Source organism: Mycobacterium genavense ATCC 51234 (genome assembly GCF_000526915.1).
GTDB classification, from domain to species: Bacteria; Actinomycetota; Actinomycetes; order Mycobacteriales; family Mycobacteriaceae; genus Mycobacterium; species Mycobacterium genavense.
Genome location: NZ_JAGZ01000005.1, coordinates 252355 through 272591, shown reverse-complemented (window position 1 = coordinate 272591; position 20237 = coordinate 252355). Strand labels below are relative to the sequence as shown.

Sequence of the window (20237 nt, the reverse complement as noted above, 5' to 3'; positions counted from 1 at the left end):
TCGGCCCCGACATCCTCTTAGAATTCGCTTATACACCTACGAGCAGCGCAGTTCAGTGACCGAAAGTTGAGGTCGGAAAACACGTGACGGTTGAGCTGGCGCATCCGTCGACCGAACCGCTGGGGTCACGGTCGCCGGGCGAACCGGCCCACCCCCGTTGGTGGTTCATCTCGACGACCCCCGGTCGCATCCTGACGATCGGCATCGTGTTGGCGGCGCTCGGGGTGTCCAGCGCGTTCGCCACCTCGACGACGATCAACCACCGCCAGCAAGTGCTGTCGACCGTGCTCAACCACACCGAGCCGTTGGCGTTCGCGGCCGGGCGGCTCTACACCACGCTGTCGGTGGCCGACGCCGCGGCGGCCACCGCGTTCATCGCCCAGGCCGAGCCGTGGCCGGTGCGGATGCGATACGAGCAGGCCATCACCGACGCGGCGGTCGCCGTCACCCGCGCCTCGAGCGGCCTGACCGATGAACCGCTGGTGCAGCTACTCGGCAAGATCAACGCCGAGCTGGCCGTCTATACGGGCCTGATCGAAATAGCGCGGACCAACAACCGGGAGGGCAACCCGGTCGGTTCGTCGTACTTGTCGGAAGCCTCGGGTCTGATGCAGTCGACGATCCTGCCCGACGCGGCGCAGCTCTATCAGGCGACCTCGGAGCGGGTGGATGTGGAAACGACCGCGTCTACCCACTTCCCGGCTCCGGTGGTCCTCGTCATTGCCACCACGGTGGTGTTCGGCCTGTTCTCACATCGCTGGTTGGCCCGGCGCACCCGGCGCCGAATCAACCCGGGACTGGTCGTGGGCGGGCTCGGCATCCTCGTCATGGTGGTGTGGGTCGGGACCGCGCTGACAATTTCGACGGCCGCCAGCCGTAGTGCCAAGGACACGGCCGCCGAGTCGCTCAAGACCGTGACCAACGTGGCGATCACCGCGCAGCAGGCCCGCGCCGACGAGACCCTGTCGCTGATTCGGCGCGGCGACGAGCAGGCCCGCAAACAGTCGTTCTATCAGCGCATCGACTTCATGCATTCCCAGATCGACCAGTACATGGCCCGACGGGACGCCGTCGACAAACCCGACCTGCAGGGTGCCGATCAGTTGCTGGTGCGCTGGCGGCAGGCCAACGACCGCATCAATTCCTACATCTCGGTCGGTAACTATCGCGCCGCCACTCAGATCGCGCTGGGCAGCGCCGAGGACGACTCCACCCCCGCGTTCGACAAGCTCGAAGATCAGCTGGGCAAGGCGATGACCCAGTGCCGGGCGCATCTGCGCAACGACGTGATCAACGCGCGCAGCGGGCTGTCCGGCGCCCAGGTCGGCGGTGTGGTGCTCAGTCTGGGTGCCGCGATCGCGGTCGCGCTGGGCCTGTGGCCGCGGCTGAAGGAGTATCGATAATGCGCCGCCCGCCCAGGATCCGCCGGGCTGCCGCCGTATTGGGCACGGCGATCGTGCTGGCGGGTTGCGGGCACACGGAGACACTGACCGTCGCCACCGCGCCGACGTTGCCGCCGCCCACCCCGGTCGGCATGGAGCAACTGGGGGCCGAATCACCGCTGCCGCCGGACGACGCCGGCCAGGATTGCAACGCCACCGCCAGCCTGCGCCCGTTCGACACCAAGCCCGAGGCCGATGCCGCGGTGGCCCCGATCCGGGCCCGCGGCCGGCTGATCGTCGGGCTCGACATCGGCAGCAACCTGTTCAGCTTCCGCGACCCGATCACCGGCGAGATCACCGGCTTCGACGTCGACATCGCCGGTGAGATCGCGCGCGACATCTTCGGCGCCCCGTCCCACGTCGAGTACCGGATCCTGTCCTCGGACGAACGCATCACCGCGCTGCAGCACTCCGAGGTCGACATCGTCGTCAAGACGATGACCATCACCTGCGAGCGCCGCAAGCAGGTGAACTTCTCCACCGTCTACCTCGACGCCAGCCAGCGGATCCTGGCGCCGCGCGACTCCGCGATCACCAAGGTCGGCGATTTGTCCGGCAAGCGCGTCTGCGTGGCCCGGGGCACCACGTCGTTGCACCGCATCCGCCAGATCGACCCGCCCCCGGTGGTCGTCTCGGTGGTGAACTGGGCGGATTGCCTGGTGGCCATGCAACAGCGGGAGATCGACGCCGTGTCCACCGACGACTCGATCCTGGCCGGGCTGGTCGAGGAAGACCCGTATCTGCACATCGTCGGCCCGAACATGGCGACCCAGCCCTACGGCATCGGTATCAACCTGGACAACACCGGACTGGTGCGGTTCGTCAACGGCACGCTGGAACGCATTCGCCGAGACGGCACCTGGAACACCTTGTACCGCAAGTGGTTGACCGTCCTCGGCCCGGCGCCCGCCCCGCCCGTACCGAAGTATGTGGACTGATGACCGAGGCCGAACACGACGCCGACGCCGAGGACATGGACCCCGGCACCCAGCCACCGGACGCACAGACCGGTGCGACGACCGGTCGCGCGCATGCGACCCAGGCCCTCTTTCGTCCCGAGTGGGACGACGATGACGACGACCTGCCGCACATCACGCTGGGCGGCGTAGATACCGAACCGCAAGACCGGATGATAGTCGCGACCCGGGTGCTGCCGCCGACCCGGCAGCTCGGTGGTGGGCTGGTCGAAATCCCCCGCATCCGCGACATCGACCCGCTCGAAGCCCTGATGACGAACCCGGTGGTGCCGGAGCACAAGCGGTTCTGCTGGAACTGCGGAAAGCCGGTGGGGCGCTCCACCTCCGAAGGCAAGGGCGAGTCGGAGGGCAAATGTCCGTCCTGCGGAAGCCCGTATTCGTTTCTGCCCCAATTGAATCCGGACGACATCGTCGCAAGCCAGTACGAGGTGAAGGGCTGCATCGCGCACGGCGGGCTGGGTTGGGTGTACCTGGCCGTCGACCACAACGTCAACGACCGCCCGGTGGTGCTCAAGGGCTTGGTGCACTCCGGGGACGCCGAGGCGCAGGCGATCGCGATGGCCGAGCGGCAGTTCCTCGCGGAGGTGGTGCACCCGCAGATCGTGCAGATCTTCAACTTCGTCGAGCACACCGACCGGCACGGCGACCCGGTCGGCTACATCGTCATGGAGTACATCGGCGGGCAGTCGCTGAAGCGGGGCAAGAAGGACCCCCGGTTGCCGGTCGCCGAGGCCATCGCCTATCTGCTGGAAATCCTGCCGGCGCTGAGCTATCTGCATTCGATCGGCCTGGTCTACAACGACCTCAAGCCGGAGAACATCATGCTCACCGAGGAGCAGCTGAAGCTGATCGATTTGGGCGCGGTGTCGAGGGTCAACTCGTTCGGCTACCTCTACGGCACACCCGGCTATCAGGCGCCCGAGATCGTGCGTACCGGCCCGACGATCGCCACCGACATCTACACGGTCGGACGCACGCTGGCCGCGCTCACGTTGAATCTGCGCACCCGCAATGGCCGCTACGTGGACGGCCTGCCCGAAGACGACCCGGTGCTGTCCACCTACGACTCGTTCGGTCGACTGCTGCGCCGCGCGATCGACCCCGACCCGCGGCGCCGGTTCGCCTCGGCCGAGGAGATCTCCGCGCAGTTGATGGGTGTGCTGCGCGAGGTCGTCGCCCAGGATTCGGGCGTGCCGCGGCCCGGGTTGTCGACGCTGTTCAGCCCGAGCCGATCCACCTTCGGCGTCGACCTGTCGGTGGCCCACACCGACGTCTATCTGGACGGGCAGGTGCATTCGGAGAAGCTGACCGCCCGGGAGATCGTGACCGCGCTGTCGGTGCCGTTGGTCGATCCGACCGACGTCGCCGCCCCGGTGTTGCAGGCGACGGTGCTCTCGCAACCGGTGCAGACGCTCGACTCGTTGCGCGCGGCGCGGCACGGCTCACTGGCCGCCGAGGGCATCGACGTGTCGGAGTCCGTCGAGCTGCCGCTGATGGAGGTCCGCGCGCTGCTGGACCTCGGGGATGTGGCCAAGGCGACGCGCAAGCTCGACGACCTGGCCGAGCGGGTGGGCTGGCGCTGGCGGCTGGTCTGGTTCCGGGCCGTCGCCGAGCTGCTCACCGGCGACTACGACTCCGCCATCAAGCATTTCACCGAGGTGCTCGACACCTTCCCCGGCGAGCTGGCGCCCAAGCTGGCGCTGGCCGCCACGGGTGAACTCGCCGGCCACGACGACGTGGGCAAGTTCTACCGAACGGTGTGGCGCACCAACGACGGCGTGATCTCGGCGGCCTTCGGGTTGGCGAGATCGCTGTCGGCCGAGGGGGATCGAATCGGCGCGGTGCGCACCCTCGACGAAGTGCCCGCCACCTCAAGGCATTTCACCACCGCGCGGCTGACCAGTGCGGTGACCCTGCTGTCCGGCCGGTCGACCAGTGAGATCACCGAAGAGCAGATCCGCGACGCCGCCCGGCGAGTCGAGGCGCTACCACCGACCGAGCCTCGGGTGTTGCAGATCCGCGCGCTGGTGCTCGGCGGGGCGATGGACTGGCTGGAGACCAACACCGCGAGCACCAACCACATCCTCGGCTTCCCGTTCACCCAGCACGGGCTGCGGCTGGGCGTCGAGGCGTCGTTGCGCAGCCTGGCCCGCGTCGCGCCCACCCAGCGGCACCGCTACACCCTCGTCGACATGGCCAATCGCGTCCGCCCCACCAGCACCTTCTAATTTCTCGCCTGGCGGGTCGCTCGCTGGGTGTGCTGCGTTCGCTGGGCGGTCGGTATGCTGCGTTGCTCGCTGCGCTCGCGGGGCAGTCGGTGTGCCGTCACGGCTTTGCGTGTGCGCCCAGGGCTGCGACACGCCGACGAAACCCCGCCGTCGGCGCACACTCAAAACCGTTGCCGCACAGCCGAAGCGCCGATAGCTTCGCGGACACGACGTACAATCGCGGCGGGCCGGTCCTCGGCCACGATGCGGACAACGATCCAGCCCATCTGCTCAAGCATCTCCCGCCGACGAATGTCTTTCACGTATTGCCGTCGATCGGTCCGATGGTGGTCCCCGTCGTACTCCACCGCGACCATGCAGTCCTCCCAGCCAAGGTCGAGGTAGGCAACGGGAATACCGTCGACTCCGAGCACCGATATCTGGGTCTGCGGCCGCGGCAGACCTGCATCGATCAGTAGCAGCCGCAAGTAGCTCTCCCGCGGCGACTGGGCACCAGCATCGACGAGTTCCAGCGACGACTCCAGTCGCCGCAGTCCAGGCGAGTGAGGATGACTTTTCGCAACGCGGAGCACGTCATCGACCTTGAACCCCGTTGCCCGTGCCAGTGCGTCGAGTCGAACAACCGCTGAGCGAATGGCGCCACGCCGCCCGATGTCGAAGGCCGTTCGCTCTGGCGTAGTCACCTTGATGCCATCGATCAGTTGTATCTCATTGTCCAGCAACGTATCCCGCCGCGTAAGCACACCAGGCGGTGTACGGGGATTGATATGTATCAGCTCAACAGGCGCGCCATCGGGAATCCATTGGGAGCCATGCAGTGCGGCGGCGGCCGCTCCAGCCACGATTCCTCGGCGCCCTGACCAAAGCCACGCCGCGACGACACGCAGTTCCAGTGACGGCTCGATGCCTTTCGGCAGGTAGACATTCGGAAGCACCGCGCGGTAGCGGGCCCGCAGTTGATGCCGACTCAACGTGCCAGACGCCAATGCTTCACTGCCGATGAATGGCCGACTCGAATCCCACATGGTGGGAACCATCGCATAACCAGCTCGGCTGAATATTCATTCATACACAGGGGCGGTGACTGTGCGTTCGCGGTTTTAAGTGTGCGTCCAGGTGGCGACACGCCGAACGAAGGCCGCCGTGGGCGCACATTGAAAGCCGTCAGCACACACTCGACGAGAGGCGGCGGGTGACAGGGCTGACGAGGCGGGCGGCGGGTAGCGGGTCAGTCGTCCAGCAGGGCCGCGCAATCGCGGGCGATCGCGAGTTCCTCGTTGGTCGGCACCACCAGCACGGCGATCGGCGAATCGTCGGCCGAAATCCGTTGCACGCCTTTTCCTCCGGCCTGATTGCGACTGTCGTCGAGCACGATGCCCAGCCCTTGTAGCCCGGCCACCGCGTCACGGCGCACCGCCGCGTCGTGCTCGCCGATGCCCGCCGTGAAAGTCAGCACGTCGGTACGCCCAAGCACCGCCAGGTAGGCACCGATGTACTTGCGCAACCGGTGGATGAACACGTCGTACGCCAATTGCGCTGAGCCGTCTCCCGATTCGATCATCGCGTGCAGCCGGCGGAAGTCACGCTCACCGGCCAGACCCCAGACCCCGGACCGGTTGTTGAGCATCGACTCGATCGCCGCGACATCCATCTTCGCGCTGCGCCACAGGTAGCTGATGACACCGGGGTCGATGTCGCCGCTGCGGGTGCCCATCACCAGACCCTCCAACGGGGTCAGGCCCATCGACGTGTCGACCGGCCGGCCGCCGGCGATCGCCGAGGCCGACGCGCCGTTACCCAGGTGCAGCACGATTTGATTCACGCTGGCCAGCGGCCAGTCCAGGAATTCGGCGGCCCGCTCGCTCACGTAACGATGTGACGTGCCGTGAAATCCGTAGCGGCGTATCTGATATCGCTCGGCCAGCTCCCGATCCATCGCGTACGTCGCGGCCGCGGCGGGCAGGTGGTGGAAGAAGGCCGTGTCGAACACGGCGATATGCGCGACGTCGGGCAGCAGCTTGCGCGCCACCTTGATGCCCTGCACCGCGGGCGGATTGTGCAGCGGGGCAAGCTCCGACAGCTTCTCGAGGTCGGCGATCCGCTCGTCGTCGAGCAGTGTCGGGCGATAGAAAGCCCGGCCGCCGTGCACGACGCGGTGCCCGACCGCCAACAGCCCACTGGACTTCAGGTCGATACCGTCCTCGGCCAACTGGTGAAACGCCAGGCGCAGCGCCTCCTCGTGATCGGCGGCCCGCCCGGACGGCTCGCCGATCTCCCCGATCACCCCGCCCACCCGCGTCGTGCCCGAATCGGGCGCCACCAGCTGGAATTTCAGCGACGACGAGCCGGCATTGATGACCAGCACAACGTGTTCAGCCATCGCCGTTGCCCTGGGCTTGGATCGCGGTGATCGCGATGGTGTTGACGATGTCTTCGACCAGCGCCCCGCGAGACAGGTCATTGACCGGCTTGCGTAAGCCCTGCAGCACCGGACCGATCGCGATTGCCCCGGCGCTGCGCTGCACCGCCTTGTAGGTGTTGTTGCCGGTGTTGAGGTCGGGGAAGATCAGCACGGTGGCATGACCGGCCACCGGCGAGTCGCGCAGCTTGGTGGCGGCCACCGACGAGTCTATCGCGGCGTCGTATTGGATCGGACCCTCGACCAGCAGCTGCGGATCCCGGGCGCGCACCAATTCCGTTGCCTTCCTGACCTTGTCGACGTCGACGCCGGTTCCGGAATCACCGGTGGAATAGGACAGCATGGCCACCTTCGGTTCGATGCCGAACTGCGCGGCGGTACGCGCCGAGCTGATCGCGATGTCGGCCAGCTGTTCGGGCGTGGGGTCCGGGACGATCGCGCAGTCGCCGTAGGCCAGCACCCGATCGGGCAGGCACATCAGGAAGATGCTGGACACCGTCGAGACATCCGGCACCGTCCTGATGATCTCGAACGCCGGACGGACCGTGTGCGCGGTCGTGTGAACCGCACCGGACACCATGCCGTCCACCATGCGGTTGTACACCAGCATGGTGCCGAAATACGAGACGTCGTGCATGATCTCGTGAGCCTGCTCGACGGTGATTCCCTTCGCCTTGCGCAACTCGGCGTACTGCTTGGCGAATTGGTCGCATAGCTCTTCGTTGTGCGGATCGATAATTGTGGCTTCGTGCAGGTCGACGCCGAGTTCTGCGGAGCGTAACCGGATTTGGCCTTCGTCACCCAGGATCGTCAGATGGGCGATACCACGTTTCAGCACCCGGCCGGCGGCCTGGAGAATACGGTCGTCGTTGCCTTCGGGAAGGACGATGTGCCTGCGGTCGGCGCGGGCCTGCCGCATGAGCCGATGGGTGAACATCTGCGGGGTTGTAATCGTGGGGATCGGAATGGCAAGCTGCGCAATCAGATCCGCGACGTCCATGTGGCTGTTCACCAGCTCGACCGCGGTGTCGATCTTGCGATGCGAGTCGGCCGTGAGCCGCCCCCGGGCCGCGGCGACCAGGCTGGCCGTGTCGTAGGTGCCCAGCGTGGTGGCGATGATCGGAAGCCGCAGTCGCAGGCCGGACACCAGCGCGGAGATGGACGGATGCAGGTCGAAGCCGCCGTTAAGGATCAGGCAGCACAGTGCCGGAAACCCTTCGGCCGCATGTGCACTCGCGACGGCCAGCACGACGTCGGAGCGGTCGCCGGGGGTGATCACGGCCATGCCGTCGCGCAACCGTTCCAGCACATGGTCCGCGGTCATGCCCGCGACCAGCACGCCCATCGCCTCGCGGCGAACCAGTTCGACGTCGCCGCTGACCAGCGTCCCGTGCACGGCCGTCTGCAGTTCGGCCACCGTCGGCGCCAGCAGCAGCGGCTCGTCGGGCAGCACATAACCCGGTGGCGTAAACATATGCAGCGCTTCGGCAACCGCACCCACTTCGGCCGGATCGCACCGGTTGGCGACCACCGCCGCGGTGTGCGCGCGCTGCACGGCCAGCTCGGCCAGACACACCTCGACGACCGCGGCGACCTGATCGGGGGTGCGATTCTTGGCTCGCACCGCCAGCAGCACCGGCGCACCGAGATTGACCGCGATGCGGGCGTTGACCGAGAGTTCGGCGGGCGTCGTGACATCGGTGTAGTCGCTGCCGACAGTCACCACCGCGTCGCAGGATTGCGCCATCGCGTGATACGCGTCGACGATGCTGGCGATCGCGGCGTCGGTATCGGCGTGGAGGTCCTGATAGGTGACACCCACGCACTGCTCGTAGGGCAGGCCCGCGGTGGTCCGGGTCAGCAGCAACTCCAGGATGTAGTCGCGCTCTTCGCCGTCAAGCCGCGTAATCGGCCGGAAGACACCGACTTTGGCGGCCGTCGCCGTCAGTCGGTTGAGTAGCCCCAGCGCGATCGTCGACTTGCCGGTTTCCGGCTCGGGCGCCGCGATGTAGATCCCCGAGGCAGGACGAGCGGTATCAGCCAAGTCGCCGCAGCCTGGGCGCCAGGTCTTTTTCGAACAGCTCCAGGAAGCGGCGCTGGTCGTGGCCGGGCGCGTGGAACACCAGGTGGTTGAGACCCCACTCGACGTAGTGACCGACCTTTTCGACGGCCTCGTCGGGATCCGATGCCACGATCCAGCGCTTGGTGATCTGCTCGATCGGCAGCGCGTCGGCGGCCTTTTCCATCTCGATCGGGTCGTCGATGCTGTGCTTCTGCTCGGCGGTCAGCGACAGCGGCGCCCAGAACCGGGTGTTCTCCCGGGCCAGTTCGGGGTCGGTGTCGTAGGAGATTTTGATCTCGATCATCCGGTCGATGTCGTCGGCGTTCTTACCGGCGGCTTCGGCGCCCTCGCGCATTGCGGGGATCAGCTTGTCCTTGTAGAGCTCTTCGCCCTTGCCGGAGGTGCAGATGAACCCATCGCCGGCGCGCCCGGCGTACTTGGCCACCTGCGGTCCCCCCGCGGCGATGTAGATCGGGATACCGCCCTCGGGCACGTCGTAGATCGAGGCGCCCTTGGTCGTGTAGTACTCGCCCTCGAAGTCGACGCGGTCGCCGAGCCACAGCTCGCGCATCAGCCGTACCGACTCGCGCAGCCGCGCGTAGCGCTCCTTGAACTCCGGCCACTCGCCCTCGTATCCGGTGGCGAGCTCGTTCAGCGCCTCGCCGGTGCCCACGCCGAGGAAGATGCGGTTCGGGTACAGGCAGCCCATCGTGGCGAAGGCCTGCGCGATGACGGCGGGGTTGTACCGGAAGGTCGAGGTGAGCACCGATGTGCCCAGCACCAGGCGCTCGGTCCGCTCCCCGACCGCGGTCATCCAGGCCAGCGAAAACGGGGCGTGCCCGCCCTTGTGCCGCCACGGCTGAAAATGATCACTGACGGTGGCGCTGTCCATGCCGTGTGCCTCGGCGGCGACAGCCAGCTCGACGAGCTCGCGCGGTGCGAATTGTTCAGCAGACGCTTTGTATCCAAGTTTCAGTTCGGCCACCCGTTATTTCTACTCCTAATTGTCTGGTCGCGACCCGCCGCGCCCGGCTTCGCCGCGCTTGCGATCGCTCCTACAGTGTTCGGCATGGCACCAGCGCCAACGCTTGTTCAAGTCACCGACACCGTGCACCTGGTCCAGGGGGAGGCCGTCAACTGGACGCTGGTCGCCGACGACACCGGGGTGCTGCTGATCGACGCCGGCTATCCGGGGGACCGCGAAGCCGTGCTGGCCTCCCTCGAGGCGCTGGGGTACGGCGTCGGCGACGTGCGCGCGATCCTGCTGACACACGCCCACATCGACCATCTCGGCTCGGCGATCTGGTTCGCCGGCGCCCACGGCACTCCCGTCTACTGCCATGCCGACGAGGTCGGCCACGCCAAGCGCGAGTACTTAGAACAGGTCTCGATCGTCGACCTTGCGCTGCGCATCTGGCGTCCGACGTGGGCGGTGTGGACGGCCCACGTGGTGCGCAGCGGCGGCCTGATCCGCGACGGGATTCCGACCACCCAGCCGCTGAGGCCCGAGATCGCCGCGTCGCTGCCCGGCCACCCGCGGCCCGTTTTCAGCCCCGGCCACACGAACGGCCACTGCTCCTATTTGGTCGACGGTGTGCTGGCCAGCGGCGACGCGCTGATCACCGGGCACCCGTTGATCCGGCACGACGGGCCACAGCTGCTGCCGGCGATCTTCAGTTACAGCCAGCAAGACTGCATCAGAACCCTTTCGGCGCTGGCTTTGTTGGAGACCGAAGTCCTGGCCCCGGGGCATGGCCCGCTCTGGCGCGGCTCGATCCGCGAGGCGACCGATGCCGCACTGCGAAAAGCGGGCGCGCTGTGACGATCGCCAAGTCGATCGCGTTGTTCGCCTTGGCGGCGCTGTTCGAGATCGGCGGGGCCTGGTTGGTGTGGCAGGGCATCCGCGAACACCGCGGCTGGATGTGGGTGGGCTAGGGCGTCGTGGCGCTGGGCGCCTACGGCTTTGTCGCCACCTTGCAGCCGGACGCCCACTTCGGTCGCATCCTGGCCGCGTATGGCGGCGTCTTCGCTGCCGGCTCGCTGTTGTGGGGCGTGGGCTTTGACGGGTTTCGCCCCGATCGCTGGGATATCATCGGCGCGTTGATCTGCCTGCTGGGCGTGGCCGTCATCATGTATGCGCTGCGAACTCGCTGAGCCCCAAATGATCTCGCAGCGTCTCCCCGGTGTATTCGGTGCGGAACGCGCCACGCTCCTGCAGTAGCGGCACCACCCGGTCGACGAATTCGTCGAGACCGTGCGGCGTCAGATGCGGCACCAGGATGAAGCCGTCGCACGCGTCGGCCTGGATGTATCTGTCGATCTCGTCGGCGATCCGTGATGCGGTGCCGACGAATTGCTCCCGGGTGGTGACCGCGATGATCAGCTCACGGATCGACAGCTTCTCCGCTTCGGCGCGTTCTCGCCACTTGCCGGCCACCGCGACCGGGTCGACGTGGCGGACCCGGCCCTGGGTGATGTCGCTGTCGACGACCGGGTCGAATTCGGGCAGTGGACCGTCCGGATCGTACTCGGAAAGCTCACGGCCCCAAACCTGTTCGAGCATCGCGATCGCTGTGGCACCGCTGACCTGCTGATAGCGGATGTGACGCGCCTTGTCCTGGGCTTCGGCGTCGGTGTCTCCGAGAACGAAGGTCGCAGCGGGAAACACCTTGAGCTGATCGGGCTCTCGGCCCGACGCCTTGGCCCGACCCTTGACGTCGGCGTAGTAGCGCTGACCGTCCTCAAGCGAACCGTGCAAGGTGAACAACGCGTCGGCGTACCGGGCGCCGAACGCCCGGCCCTCGTTGGAGTCGCCGGCCTGCAGCAGGATCGGATGGCCTTGCGGCCCGACCGGCAGCGTGGCGAACCCGCGGACGTTGAAGTGCGACCCCTGGTGTTCGATGCTGCGGATCCGGTCGAGGTCGACGTAGGTGCCGCCCTCGACGTCGGCCAGTACGGCGCCGTCTTGCCAGCTGTCCCAGAATTGCCGTGCGGTCATGAGGAATTCCTCGGCCCGCCGGTACCGGTCGGCGTGCTTCAAAAAGCCGCCGCGACGGAAGTTGGCGCCGGTGAACGCATCCGACGAGGTGACGATGTTCCAGCCGGCGCGACCGCCGGACAGGTGGTCGAGGGTGGCGAATTGTCTTGCCACCTCGAATGGTTCGTTGAACGTCGTGTTGATGGTCCCGGTCAGCCCGATCCGGTTGGTGACGCCCGCCAGGGCCGCCAGCACCGTGAAGGTGTCCGGCCGTCCGACGACGTCGAGATCGTAGATCCGGCCGCGGTGTTCACGCAGCCGCAGCCCCTCGGCCAGGAAGAAAAAGTCGAACAGCCCCCGCTCGGCGGTACGGGCAAGATGGGTGAACGAGTCGAACTCGATCTGGCTGCCCGCGCTGGGATCTGTCCACACCGTGGTGTTGTTGACACCCGGGAAGTGCGCGGCCAAATGAATCGGCTTGCGGTGCTTGCCGTTTCTGATATTCATTCCGTCAGACCCCAGCGTTTGGCGATCAGCTCGTGCGACCGCAACCTGTCCTCGAACCGGTGCGTCACCGAGGTGATCACGAGTTCGTCGGCGCCGGCCACCCGCTGCAGCGCCTGCAGTCGCTGCGCAACCTCGTCCGGGTTACCGACGAACTGCGTTGCCAACCTGTCCTTTACCAGGTCGTATTGCTGGTCGGTCAGCGGTGGGCAGCTGCCCGGCTCGGGATAGGGCATGGCACCCACGCCGCTCCGGATCGAGTACACCCAATGGCCGTAGCCGTCGGCCAGGTGACGGGCGGTCTCGGAGTCGTCGGCAACGACGATGTCGGCCGACACCACCACATACGGCTTCGCCAACGCGGCCGACGGCACGAACGCGTCACGGTAGGCCTCGATGGCCTCGAGCGCGGTGGCCGGCGTGATGTGGTAGCTGGCCACGAAGGGTAACCCCAAGGCGCCGGCGACCCGTGCGCTTTGCCCCCGGGTGCTGCCGAAGATCCACGGCCGCAATCCACTTCGCTCGCCGGGCACGGCGCGCACGTCGAACTTGCCAACGTGATACGTACCGTCGAGCAGGGCGAGAATGTCGTCAACCTGTTCGGCGAAGTCCGGGGATACCGCCTCGGGCTGCTGCAGGATGCCCATCGTCGCCTGCAGCTGCTCGAGATCGAGCAGCCCGCGCAGGTCGAAGGGGGTCGGAACGACGACGCCGTCCACCTCGTGCCACACCCGCGGCGGCCGCGGCTCTTTCGGTTTTTTTGGCTTCTGGCTTTCCAAGCGGCGCTGCCCGGACCGGCCGATCCCCAGATCGATGCGCCCGGGATAGAAAGCCTCCAGCATGCCGAAACTCTCGACGACCGCGACGGCGGTGGTATAGCCCAGTTGCACGGCCGCGGCACCAACCCGAATTCTGTTGGTAGCAGCCGCGATTTGGCCGATCAACACCGCCGGCGCGGCACTGGCGACGCCGACGAAGTGATGCTCGGCCACCCAGTAACGGCGAAAGCCCCAGTCCTCGGCACGCTGGGCCAGTTCGATGGTGTTGCGCAACGCCGTCGCCGGATCGCTACCCGCGCTGATCGGCGAGAGGTCGAGAATTGAGAGCGCGACGTTCATCGCGAAACCGCCGCGTATCGGTTGGGCGCGACCGGCAGACCGAGCCGGGCCCGCAGCGTTTCGCCGTCCCGGTAGGCCTCCCGGAAGCGGCCGGCCCGCTGCAACAGCGGAACCACCTGGTCCACGATCACCGGCAGGTCGGTGGCATTGACGCCGGGGCGCAGCCGCGCCCCGGCCACCCCGAGGCGCTGCCATTCCAGCAGTAGGTCCACCAATTCGGTTGCGGCTCCGGTGAAGTTGAGCGCATCGGAGCGGGGATCGCCGGCACCCCCGAACGAGACCACCACGTCGGCGTACACCTTCAGCCGCTCGCCCCCGGCGGCGGCCACCTCGTCCAGGATGCCGCGCAGCGACCCCTCGTCGTGAGGCGTGATGAACACGAGATCGGCACTGGCAGCGGCGAATTCGTAGATCGGCCGCTGGTGGGCCAGCACCGCCACCACCGGTTGACCCTGCGGCGGGCGAGGCGTGATCGACGGGCCCTTGACGGAGAAGAATTTGCCGGTGAAGTCGATGTAATGCAGCTTGTCGATGTCGACGTAGCGCCCGGTGGCCACGTCGCGGATGATCGCGTCGTCCTCCCAGCTGTCCCAGAGCCGGCGCACCACCTCGACGCAATCGGCGGCCTCCTCGAACAACCCGTCCGATGTTGCCTCGCGGCACCCGAACAACGCCGCCTCGTGCGCGGTCGAGGTGACGCGAGGCTGCCAGCCCGCCCGGCCGTGTGAGACGTAGTCAAGCGTGGCAATGGATTTGGAGATGTGGAACGGCTCGGTGTGGGTCACCGTCGCCACCGGAACCAGCCCGATGTGCCGCGTCGCGGGTGCGATGCGCGCCGCCACCAGGGCGGCGTCGCCGCGACCGGCCAGCCGTCGCGGATCGATCCGCTCGCGGCGCCCGGGCTGCGGCATCAGGGTGTCGTCGATGGTCAGGAAGTCGAACAGCCCGTGTTCGGCGGTGACCGCCAGGTCGGCCCAGTAGCGGCCGCTGAGCGGCGACGGCGTGTCCGGGTCGGCCGCCAGGGTGGGCCGCCACGCCTGCGGGTCCCAGCCGTATCCGTCCAGCGCGACGGCCAGATGCAGCGGGTCGGTCATGTGAGCCACTTCTCGAAGGCGATCGGAAAGACGGGACCTTCGGACGGCAGCGGTTCGTCCAGCCGGGTGTAGCCGGCGGCCCGGTACAACTCCTCGGCCTCGGGCTGCCGGTTGCCGGTCATCAGGTAGACCCTGCGGTAGCCGCGCACCGCGATCTCGCCTTCCAGCTCGGCCAGCAGTGCCATCGCGTAGCCGCGGCGGCGATGTCCGCTGTCGGTCCAAATTCTCTTCAGCTCGGCCGTCTCGGCGTCGAAGCGGCGAAACCCGCCACCGGTCACCGGGCGGTCATCCAGTAAGCCGATCAACATGCCCCCGTCCGGTGGCGCGAACTCGTCGGTGGGGTTGTCCTTGAGCCACGCCAACACCGTCGGCGCCGTGCTGTCGTAGCGCTGCGCGTACTCGGTGGCCAACTCGGCCAGCAACGGCTGCGCCAGCGCGTCGTCCAGCGCGGCGGGGACGAACCGGAGCCGAGTCTTGGACATCACCTCACCTCTAACGCCTATCAGGCGGATGCATTCCGACCCGGTGTCACCCCGGGCCCGGTTGCGCGCGGTGCGGTGACATAGCGGGGCGTAATCGCGTCGTCAGCGGGGGTGCCGCGCCAGCGGCTGCTCATTCCGATCGCACTGAACAAATCGGCGACGTTTCGCTCGACCGGTTGCCAGCCGTGCTCGGCAAGATACTGCGGGACGACGCGATATTCGCCCGGGTAGGTCAGTCCGGCCAGATCGACGTCGAGACCGAATTGCCGCCAAGTGTCGACGAACGTCTGGGCGGCCTCCAGCTGGAATGCGGCCCAGGTCGGCATGTGATCGCCGGCGAACCGGCTGCCCGGCGCGCTGACCGCCGAGACATCGGCGAGCAGCCGGGTCTGGCCGTCGGGGGGCAGGAACCCGGTCAACAGCGTCTCGGCGATCCACACCGTCGGCTCGTCGGCAGCAAACCCCGACCGGTGCAGCGCCGACAACCAGTCGCGGCGCAGATCGACCCCGAGCGCCCGGCGGTGCGCGGTCAGCTCGGCGCCTAGATGACGCAGCACCGCGGTCTTGAAGTCGATGACGTCGGGCTGATCGATCTCGTACACCGTGGTTCCGGGCGGCCACCACAGCCGATACGGCCGGGTGTCCAGGCCGGAGCCGAGGATCACGACTTGCCGAATGCCCGCCCGTGCGGCGTCGGCGAGGAATCCGTCCAGGAACCGGGTGTGCGCCCCGAGCAGCGTGACGAGCCCGGTCACGATCGCGTTGTCGCCGCCGTCGGTGTACCGCTCGTCGTCGACCATCCGGGTGAAGTACGGCACGCCCGCGGCGCGCACCAACGGCTCGGCGAATGGATCGCTGACCAGGCCCTTACCGGTCGCGAGCGCCCGCGCGACCGCGCCGAACGTCGCGGTCATTCCGACGCCGCTGTCGGGACCCCACGTGTCGTCGTCGGCCCGTGCCATCAGACGCCGGAGCAGCGCCGCAACGCTAGTCCGGCGGCCGCTCGCCAACCGAGCAACAACAGCGCGGTCACCGTCACCGACCACGACAAAACTCGCGGCCACGCCCGCGGAGGTGGCCTTGCGCAACACCATGCCGATCACCACGGTGCACAGCCAGATCACCACGCCGGTGGGCGCCACGGCGGTGGGCCGCTGCCAGGCGCGGCTCACCAGCCACCCGATCACGGTCCCGGTCAGAAACGGCCAGGCCGTCGTCGCGATGCCGGTGAGGTTGAGGCCTTCGTCGTGACTGCGGCGTCCCACGGCACAGAACACCAAGACGCACACCACGTCGACGCCGAGCCAACCCAGCCGCTGCATAGAGCGAGACTACCGGGCTGGGCCGGACGCTGTTCTTGGCGATGGGCGCGGTGGCAGGCTGGCTCCCATGAGCACACACAAACCTCCCGCGTTCAATCGCGACAACCCGCTTGGCCTCGACGCGTCGCTGTCCAACGACGAGATCGCGGTGCGCGACACGGTCCGGAAATTCTGCGCCGAGCACGTCATCCCCTACGTCGCCGAGTGGTTCGAGATCGGCGACGTGCCGGTGCGCCAACTGGGCAAGCAGTTCGGCGAGCTCGGGCTGCTCCGCATGCACTTGGAGGGCTATGGGTGCGGCGGGTCCTCGTCGGTGCACTACGGCCTGGCGTGTACCGAGCTGGAGGCCGCCGACTCCGGGGTGCGGTCGATGGTCTCGGTGCAGGGATCGCTGGCGATGTTCGCGATCTGGAACTTCGGCTCCGAGGAGCAAAAGCAGCAGTGGCTGCCCGGCATGGCCGCCGGTGAGCTGCTCGGCTGCTTCGGGCTCACCGAACCCGACGTCGGATCCGATCCGGCGGCGATGAAAACCCATGCGCGACGGGATGGTTCGGACTGGGTGCTCAACGGCCGCAAGATGTGGATCACCAACGGCTCGGTCGCCGACGTCGCGGTGGTGTGGGCCGACACCGACGACGGGATCCGCGGGTTCATCGTGCCGACCCGCGCCGCGGGCTTCGCCGCCAACACAATTCACCACAAGCTGTCGCTGCGCGCCTCGATCACCAGCGAGCTGGTGCTCGACGACGTGCGGCTGCCCGCCGACGCGATGCTGCCCCACGCCCAGGGGCTGCGCGGGCCGCTGTCGTGTTTGTCCGAGGCGCGTTACGGCATCATCTGGGGATCGATGGGCGCGGCGCGCACGGCGTGGCAGGCCGCGCTCGAATACGCCACCCAGCGCACCCAGTTCGGCCGGCCGATCGCGGGATTCCAGCTGACCCAGGCCAAACTCGTCGACATGGCCGTCGAACTGCACAAGGGACAGCTGCTCTCGCTGCACCTGGGCCGGCTCAAGGACAGCGTCGGGCTGCGCCCCGAGCAGGTCAGCTTCGGCAAGCTGAACAGCACCCGCGAGGCGCTCAAGATCTGCCGGACCGCTCGAACTATATTGGGCGGGAACGGAATATCGCTGGAATTCCCCGTCATCCGGCACATGGTCAACCTGGAGTCGGTGCTGACCTACGAGGGCACTCCCGAGATGCATCAGTTGGTGCTGGGCCAGGCCTTCACCGGTAGCGACGCGTTCCGCTGAAGGAGTTTCGATGGCCACCCGACTGGAATACACCCCCGAACATCACCAGTTCCGGGAACTGGTACGCGATTTCGTCCAGCAGACCGTCGTCCCCGCACACGAGACCTGGGAACGCAGCGGGCAGTGGGACCGCTCGGTGTTCACCGAAGCCGGAAAGCTTGGGCTGCGGGGCTTTTCGGTGCCCGAACAGTTCGGCGGCGCAGGCGTGGACGACTTTCACTACAACGCGATCGTGATCGACGAACTGCAGCGGGCCGGAGCGGCCGCCGAGGCGATCTCGTTCACGCTGCAAAACGACATCGTGCTGCCCTACCTCACCGATCTGACCACACCGAACAGCAGCGGCGCTGGCTGCCCGGCGTGGTGACCGGCGAGACGGTGCTCGCGATCGCGATGACCGAGCCCGGCACCGGAAGCGGCCTGGCCGGCATCCGCACCGCCGCGGTGCGTGACGGTGACCACTACGTCGTCAACGGCGCCAAGACATTCATCTCCAATGGACAAAGCGGGAACCTGTTCGTCGTCGCGGTGCGCACTTCGCCGGACCGGCACAAGGGCCTGTCGCCGCTGGTGGTCGAGGCCGACACCCCGGGATTCGAGCGTGGTCGCAACCTGGAAAAGATCGGTTTGCACGCCCAGGACACCAGCGAGCTCACCTTCACCGACATGCGGGTTCCGGTGGAGAATCTGCTCGGCGAGGAGGGTAGCGGCTTTTATCAGCTGGTCGGAAATCTGCCGCAGGAACGGCTCGCGCTGGCAGTGGGGGCGGTGGCCGCCGCCGAAGCCGTGCTGGCCGAGACTCTCGAGTATGTCCGCGCCCGCAAGGCATTCGGGGCGCCGGTCGCCAGTTTTCAGCACAGCCAATTCGTCCTCGCCGAACTGGCTACCGAGCTCGACATCGCCCGCACCTATCTCGACGACTGCCTCGCCGAGCATCTGGTCGGCGAGCTCACCGCGGCGCGGGCGGCCCGGCTGAAGTGGTGGACCACCGACCTGCAGGTCCGCACCGCCGACCGCTGCCTGCAGCTGCACGGCGGATACGGCTACATGCGGGAATACAGCGTGTCGCGCGCCTTCGTCGATGCCCGCACCCGAACGATCTACGGCGGCACCAACGAGATCATGAAGACGATCATCGCCAAGGATCTGGGGATCTGATGTTGCGCCGGGTCGCGTGTCTGGTCGTCGCGTGCCTGATCGTGACCGGTTGCGGATCGACGCCGTCACCGGCGCCCACGCAGGCGGCCTCTGCCGACCAGGCCAAGGCCGATGCCGTGCTGCGGGTGGTGCACAACTTCATGACGCAGGCGCACCTGAAGGCCGCGATCGTGTGCGTCACGGTGGCCGGCAAGGAGGTCCTCACCCGGGCCGTCGGCGACTCGATGACCGGGGTGCAGGCCACCACCGACATGCACTTCCGCAACGGCGCGGTCGCGATCTCCTATGTGGCGACGTTGCTGCTGAAGCTGGTCGACCAGAAGAAGCTGAGCCTGGATGACCGGTTGTCGAAATGGCTGCCCGACTTCCCCAACGCCGGGCGCGTCACGTTGGGGCAGCTGGCGCAGATGACGTCGGGCTACCCCGACTACGTCCTCGGCAACAAGCAGTTCGCCACTGAATCCTCTGCAAACCCGTTCCAGCAGTGGACAACTCAAGACCTACTCGCCCAGATCTCTGGGCGCCGACTGCTCTACGAGCCGGGGACCAACTGGAATTACGCGCACACGAATTACGTGCTGCTGGGGCTGGCGCTGGAGAAGGCCACCGGCCAGGACATGCCGACGCTGCTGGCCAACGAGGTGCTGGGGCCACTCGACTTGAAGCACACCGCGAACGCCGATACCTGGCCGGTCCTGCACACGTTCACCTCCGAGCGGCGCCAGGCACTCAAAATCCCTGCGGGAACACCGTTTTACGAGGAGTCCACGTACTGGAATCCGTCCTGGACCATTACCCACGGCGACATGGAAGCCACCGCCGTCGGGATCGGCTCCGGCAAGTTGCTCTCGGGCGACTCGTACCGCAAGATGGTGTCGACCGCGCTGCGCGAGAAGACCCACGCCCAGCCGGGCTGCCCGACCTGCTTCGAGCAGAACGAGGGCTACACCTACGGGCTGGGCATCATCATCTCCGGCGACTGGCTGATGCAGAATCCGTTGTTCTCCGGGTGCGCGGGTGTCGAGGCCTACCTGCCGGCGCAGAAGATCGCGATCGCCGTCGCGGTCACCTACGCCCTGGAGGCCTTCGACGACCAGGGCAACTACAGTAATCAGGCCGACATACTGTTCCGCAAGATCGGCGCGGTGATGGCTCCGAACGCCACTCCACCGATGCCGCCGGCGAGATGAGGAGTTCCAGCC

The 20237-nt window shown here is 67.2% G+C and carries 15 protein-coding genes and 3 pseudogenes; 8 read left to right on the top strand and 10 right to left on the bottom strand.

Annotation, left to right across the window (positions count from 1 at the left end):
- Positions 1–83: 83 nt before the first annotated feature.
- The 3 genes from glnX to T428_RS0113890 are packed head-to-tail and all read left to right on the top strand — an operon-like array spanning position 84 to position 4647.
- Complete coding sequence (gene glnX / locus T428_RS0113900) at positions 84–1403, top strand: protein kinase G-activating protein GlnX (protein WP_025736962.1); 1320 nt, start codon at positions 84–86, stop codon at positions 1401–1403.
- Complete coding sequence (locus tag T428_RS0113895; RefSeq protein ID WP_025736961.1) at positions 1403–2380, top strand: glutamate ABC transporter substrate-binding protein; 978 nt, start codon at positions 1403–1405, stop codon at positions 2378–2380. The genes glnX and T428_RS0113895 overlap by 1 nt, the downstream gene beginning before the upstream one ends.
- Positions 2380–4647, top strand: coding sequence for a serine/threonine-protein kinase PknG (locus T428_RS0113890; protein ID WP_025736960.1), 2268 nt, complete (start codon positions 2380–2382; stop codon positions 4645–4647). Before T428_RS0113895 ends, T428_RS0113890 begins: the two co-directional genes overlap by 1 nt.
- Before the next feature lie 161 nt (positions 4648–4808).
- On the opposite strand, the gene T428_RS0113885 is transcribed toward T428_RS0113890, so the two are convergent.
- The 4 genes from T428_RS0113885 to fgd form a co-directional block, all read right to left on the bottom strand.
- A complete protein-coding gene (locus T428_RS0113885) occupies positions 4809–5672 on the bottom strand; it encodes a hypothetical protein (protein WP_025736959.1) in 864 nt (287 codons plus the stop codon).
- A 203-nt stretch (positions 5673–5875) separates the two neighbouring features.
- On the bottom strand, positions 5876–7027 hold the full coding sequence (locus T428_RS0113880) for an acetate kinase (protein ID WP_025736958.1): 1152 nt from the start codon (positions 7025–7027) through the stop codon (positions 5876–5878).
- A complete protein-coding gene (gene pta, locus T428_RS0113875) occupies positions 7020–9110 on the bottom strand; it encodes a phosphate acetyltransferase (protein ID WP_025736957.1) in 2091 nt (696 codons plus the stop codon). The genes T428_RS0113880 and pta overlap by 8 nt, the downstream gene beginning before the upstream one ends.
- Complete coding sequence (gene fgd, locus T428_RS0113870) at positions 9103–10113, bottom strand: glucose-6-phosphate dehydrogenase (coenzyme-F420) (protein WP_025736956.1); 1011 nt, start codon at positions 10111–10113, stop codon at positions 9103–9105. Before fgd ends, pta begins: the two co-directional genes overlap by 8 nt.
- 84 nt (positions 10114–10197) lie before the next feature.
- Here fgd and T428_RS0113865 point away from each other — a divergent pair, with 84 nt between their 5' ends.
- Positions 10198–10950, top strand: a complete 753-nt coding sequence (locus T428_RS0113865; RefSeq protein WP_025736955.1) for an MBL fold metallo-hydrolase — start codon at positions 10198–10200, stop codon at positions 10948–10950.
- Positions 10947–11282 (top strand): annotated as a pseudogene (locus T428_RS28030) (YnfA family protein). Before T428_RS0113865 ends, T428_RS28030 begins: the two are co-directional and overlap by 4 nt.
- Here the strand turns inward: T428_RS28030 and T428_RS0113855 are convergent.
- From T428_RS0113855 to T428_RS32010, 6 genes and pseudogenes are all read right to left on the bottom strand, one after another.
- Positions 11257–12612, bottom strand: a complete 1356-nt coding sequence (locus T428_RS0113855; protein ID WP_025736954.1) for an NtaA/DmoA family FMN-dependent monooxygenase — start codon at positions 12610–12612, stop codon at positions 11257–11259. The pseudogene T428_RS28030 and the gene T428_RS0113855 sit on opposite strands and share 26 nt — an antisense overlap.
- Entirely contained in the window at positions 12609–13727 is a 1119-nt protein-coding gene (locus T428_RS0113850) for an LLM class flavin-dependent oxidoreductase (RefSeq protein WP_025736953.1), read from the bottom strand. The genes T428_RS0113855 and T428_RS0113850 overlap by 4 nt, the downstream gene beginning before the upstream one ends.
- Positions 13724–14821: an LLM class flavin-dependent oxidoreductase gene (locus T428_RS0113845; protein ID WP_025736952.1), complete on the bottom strand. Its 1098-nt coding sequence runs from the start codon at positions 14819–14821 to the stop codon at positions 13724–13726. Before T428_RS0113845 ends, T428_RS0113850 begins: the two co-directional genes overlap by 4 nt.
- The gene (locus T428_RS0113840) at positions 14818–15303 is read right to left on the bottom strand and encodes a GNAT family N-acetyltransferase (RefSeq protein ID WP_036468048.1); all 486 of its coding nucleotides are present in this window, start codon (positions 15301–15303) and stop codon (positions 14818–14820) included. The genes T428_RS0113845 and T428_RS0113840 overlap by 4 nt, the downstream gene beginning before the upstream one ends.
- 20 nt (positions 15304–15323) lie before the next feature.
- Positions 15324–16265: an SAM-dependent methyltransferase gene (locus T428_RS0113835; RefSeq protein WP_025736950.1), complete on the bottom strand. Its 942-nt coding sequence runs from the start codon at positions 16263–16265 to the stop codon at positions 15324–15326.
- Positions 16265–16625, bottom strand: a pseudogene (locus tag T428_RS32010) (DUF3054 domain-containing protein). The gene T428_RS0113835 and the pseudogene T428_RS32010 overlap by 1 nt, the downstream one beginning before the upstream one ends.
- A 67-nt stretch (positions 16626–16692) precedes the next feature.
- Between T428_RS32010 and T428_RS0113830 the strand changes: the two are divergent.
- The 3 genes and pseudogenes from T428_RS0113830 to T428_RS0113820 all read left to right on the top strand — a co-directional run bounded on the left by T428_RS0113830 (position 16693) and on the right by T428_RS0113820 (position 20225).
- Positions 16693–17877, top strand: a complete 1185-nt coding sequence (locus tag T428_RS0113830; protein ID WP_025736949.1) for an acyl-CoA dehydrogenase — start codon at positions 16693–16695, stop codon at positions 17875–17877.
- 10 nt (positions 17878–17887) lie between these two features.
- Positions 17888–19035: pseudogene (locus T428_RS28025) on the top strand (acyl-CoA dehydrogenase family protein).
- Positions 19035–20225, top strand: coding sequence for a serine hydrolase domain-containing protein (locus T428_RS0113820; RefSeq protein ID WP_036467993.1), 1191 nt, complete (start codon positions 19035–19037; stop codon positions 20223–20225). The pseudogene T428_RS28025 and the gene T428_RS0113820 overlap by 1 nt, the downstream one beginning before the upstream one ends.
- Positions 20226–20237 lie beyond the last annotated feature (12 nt).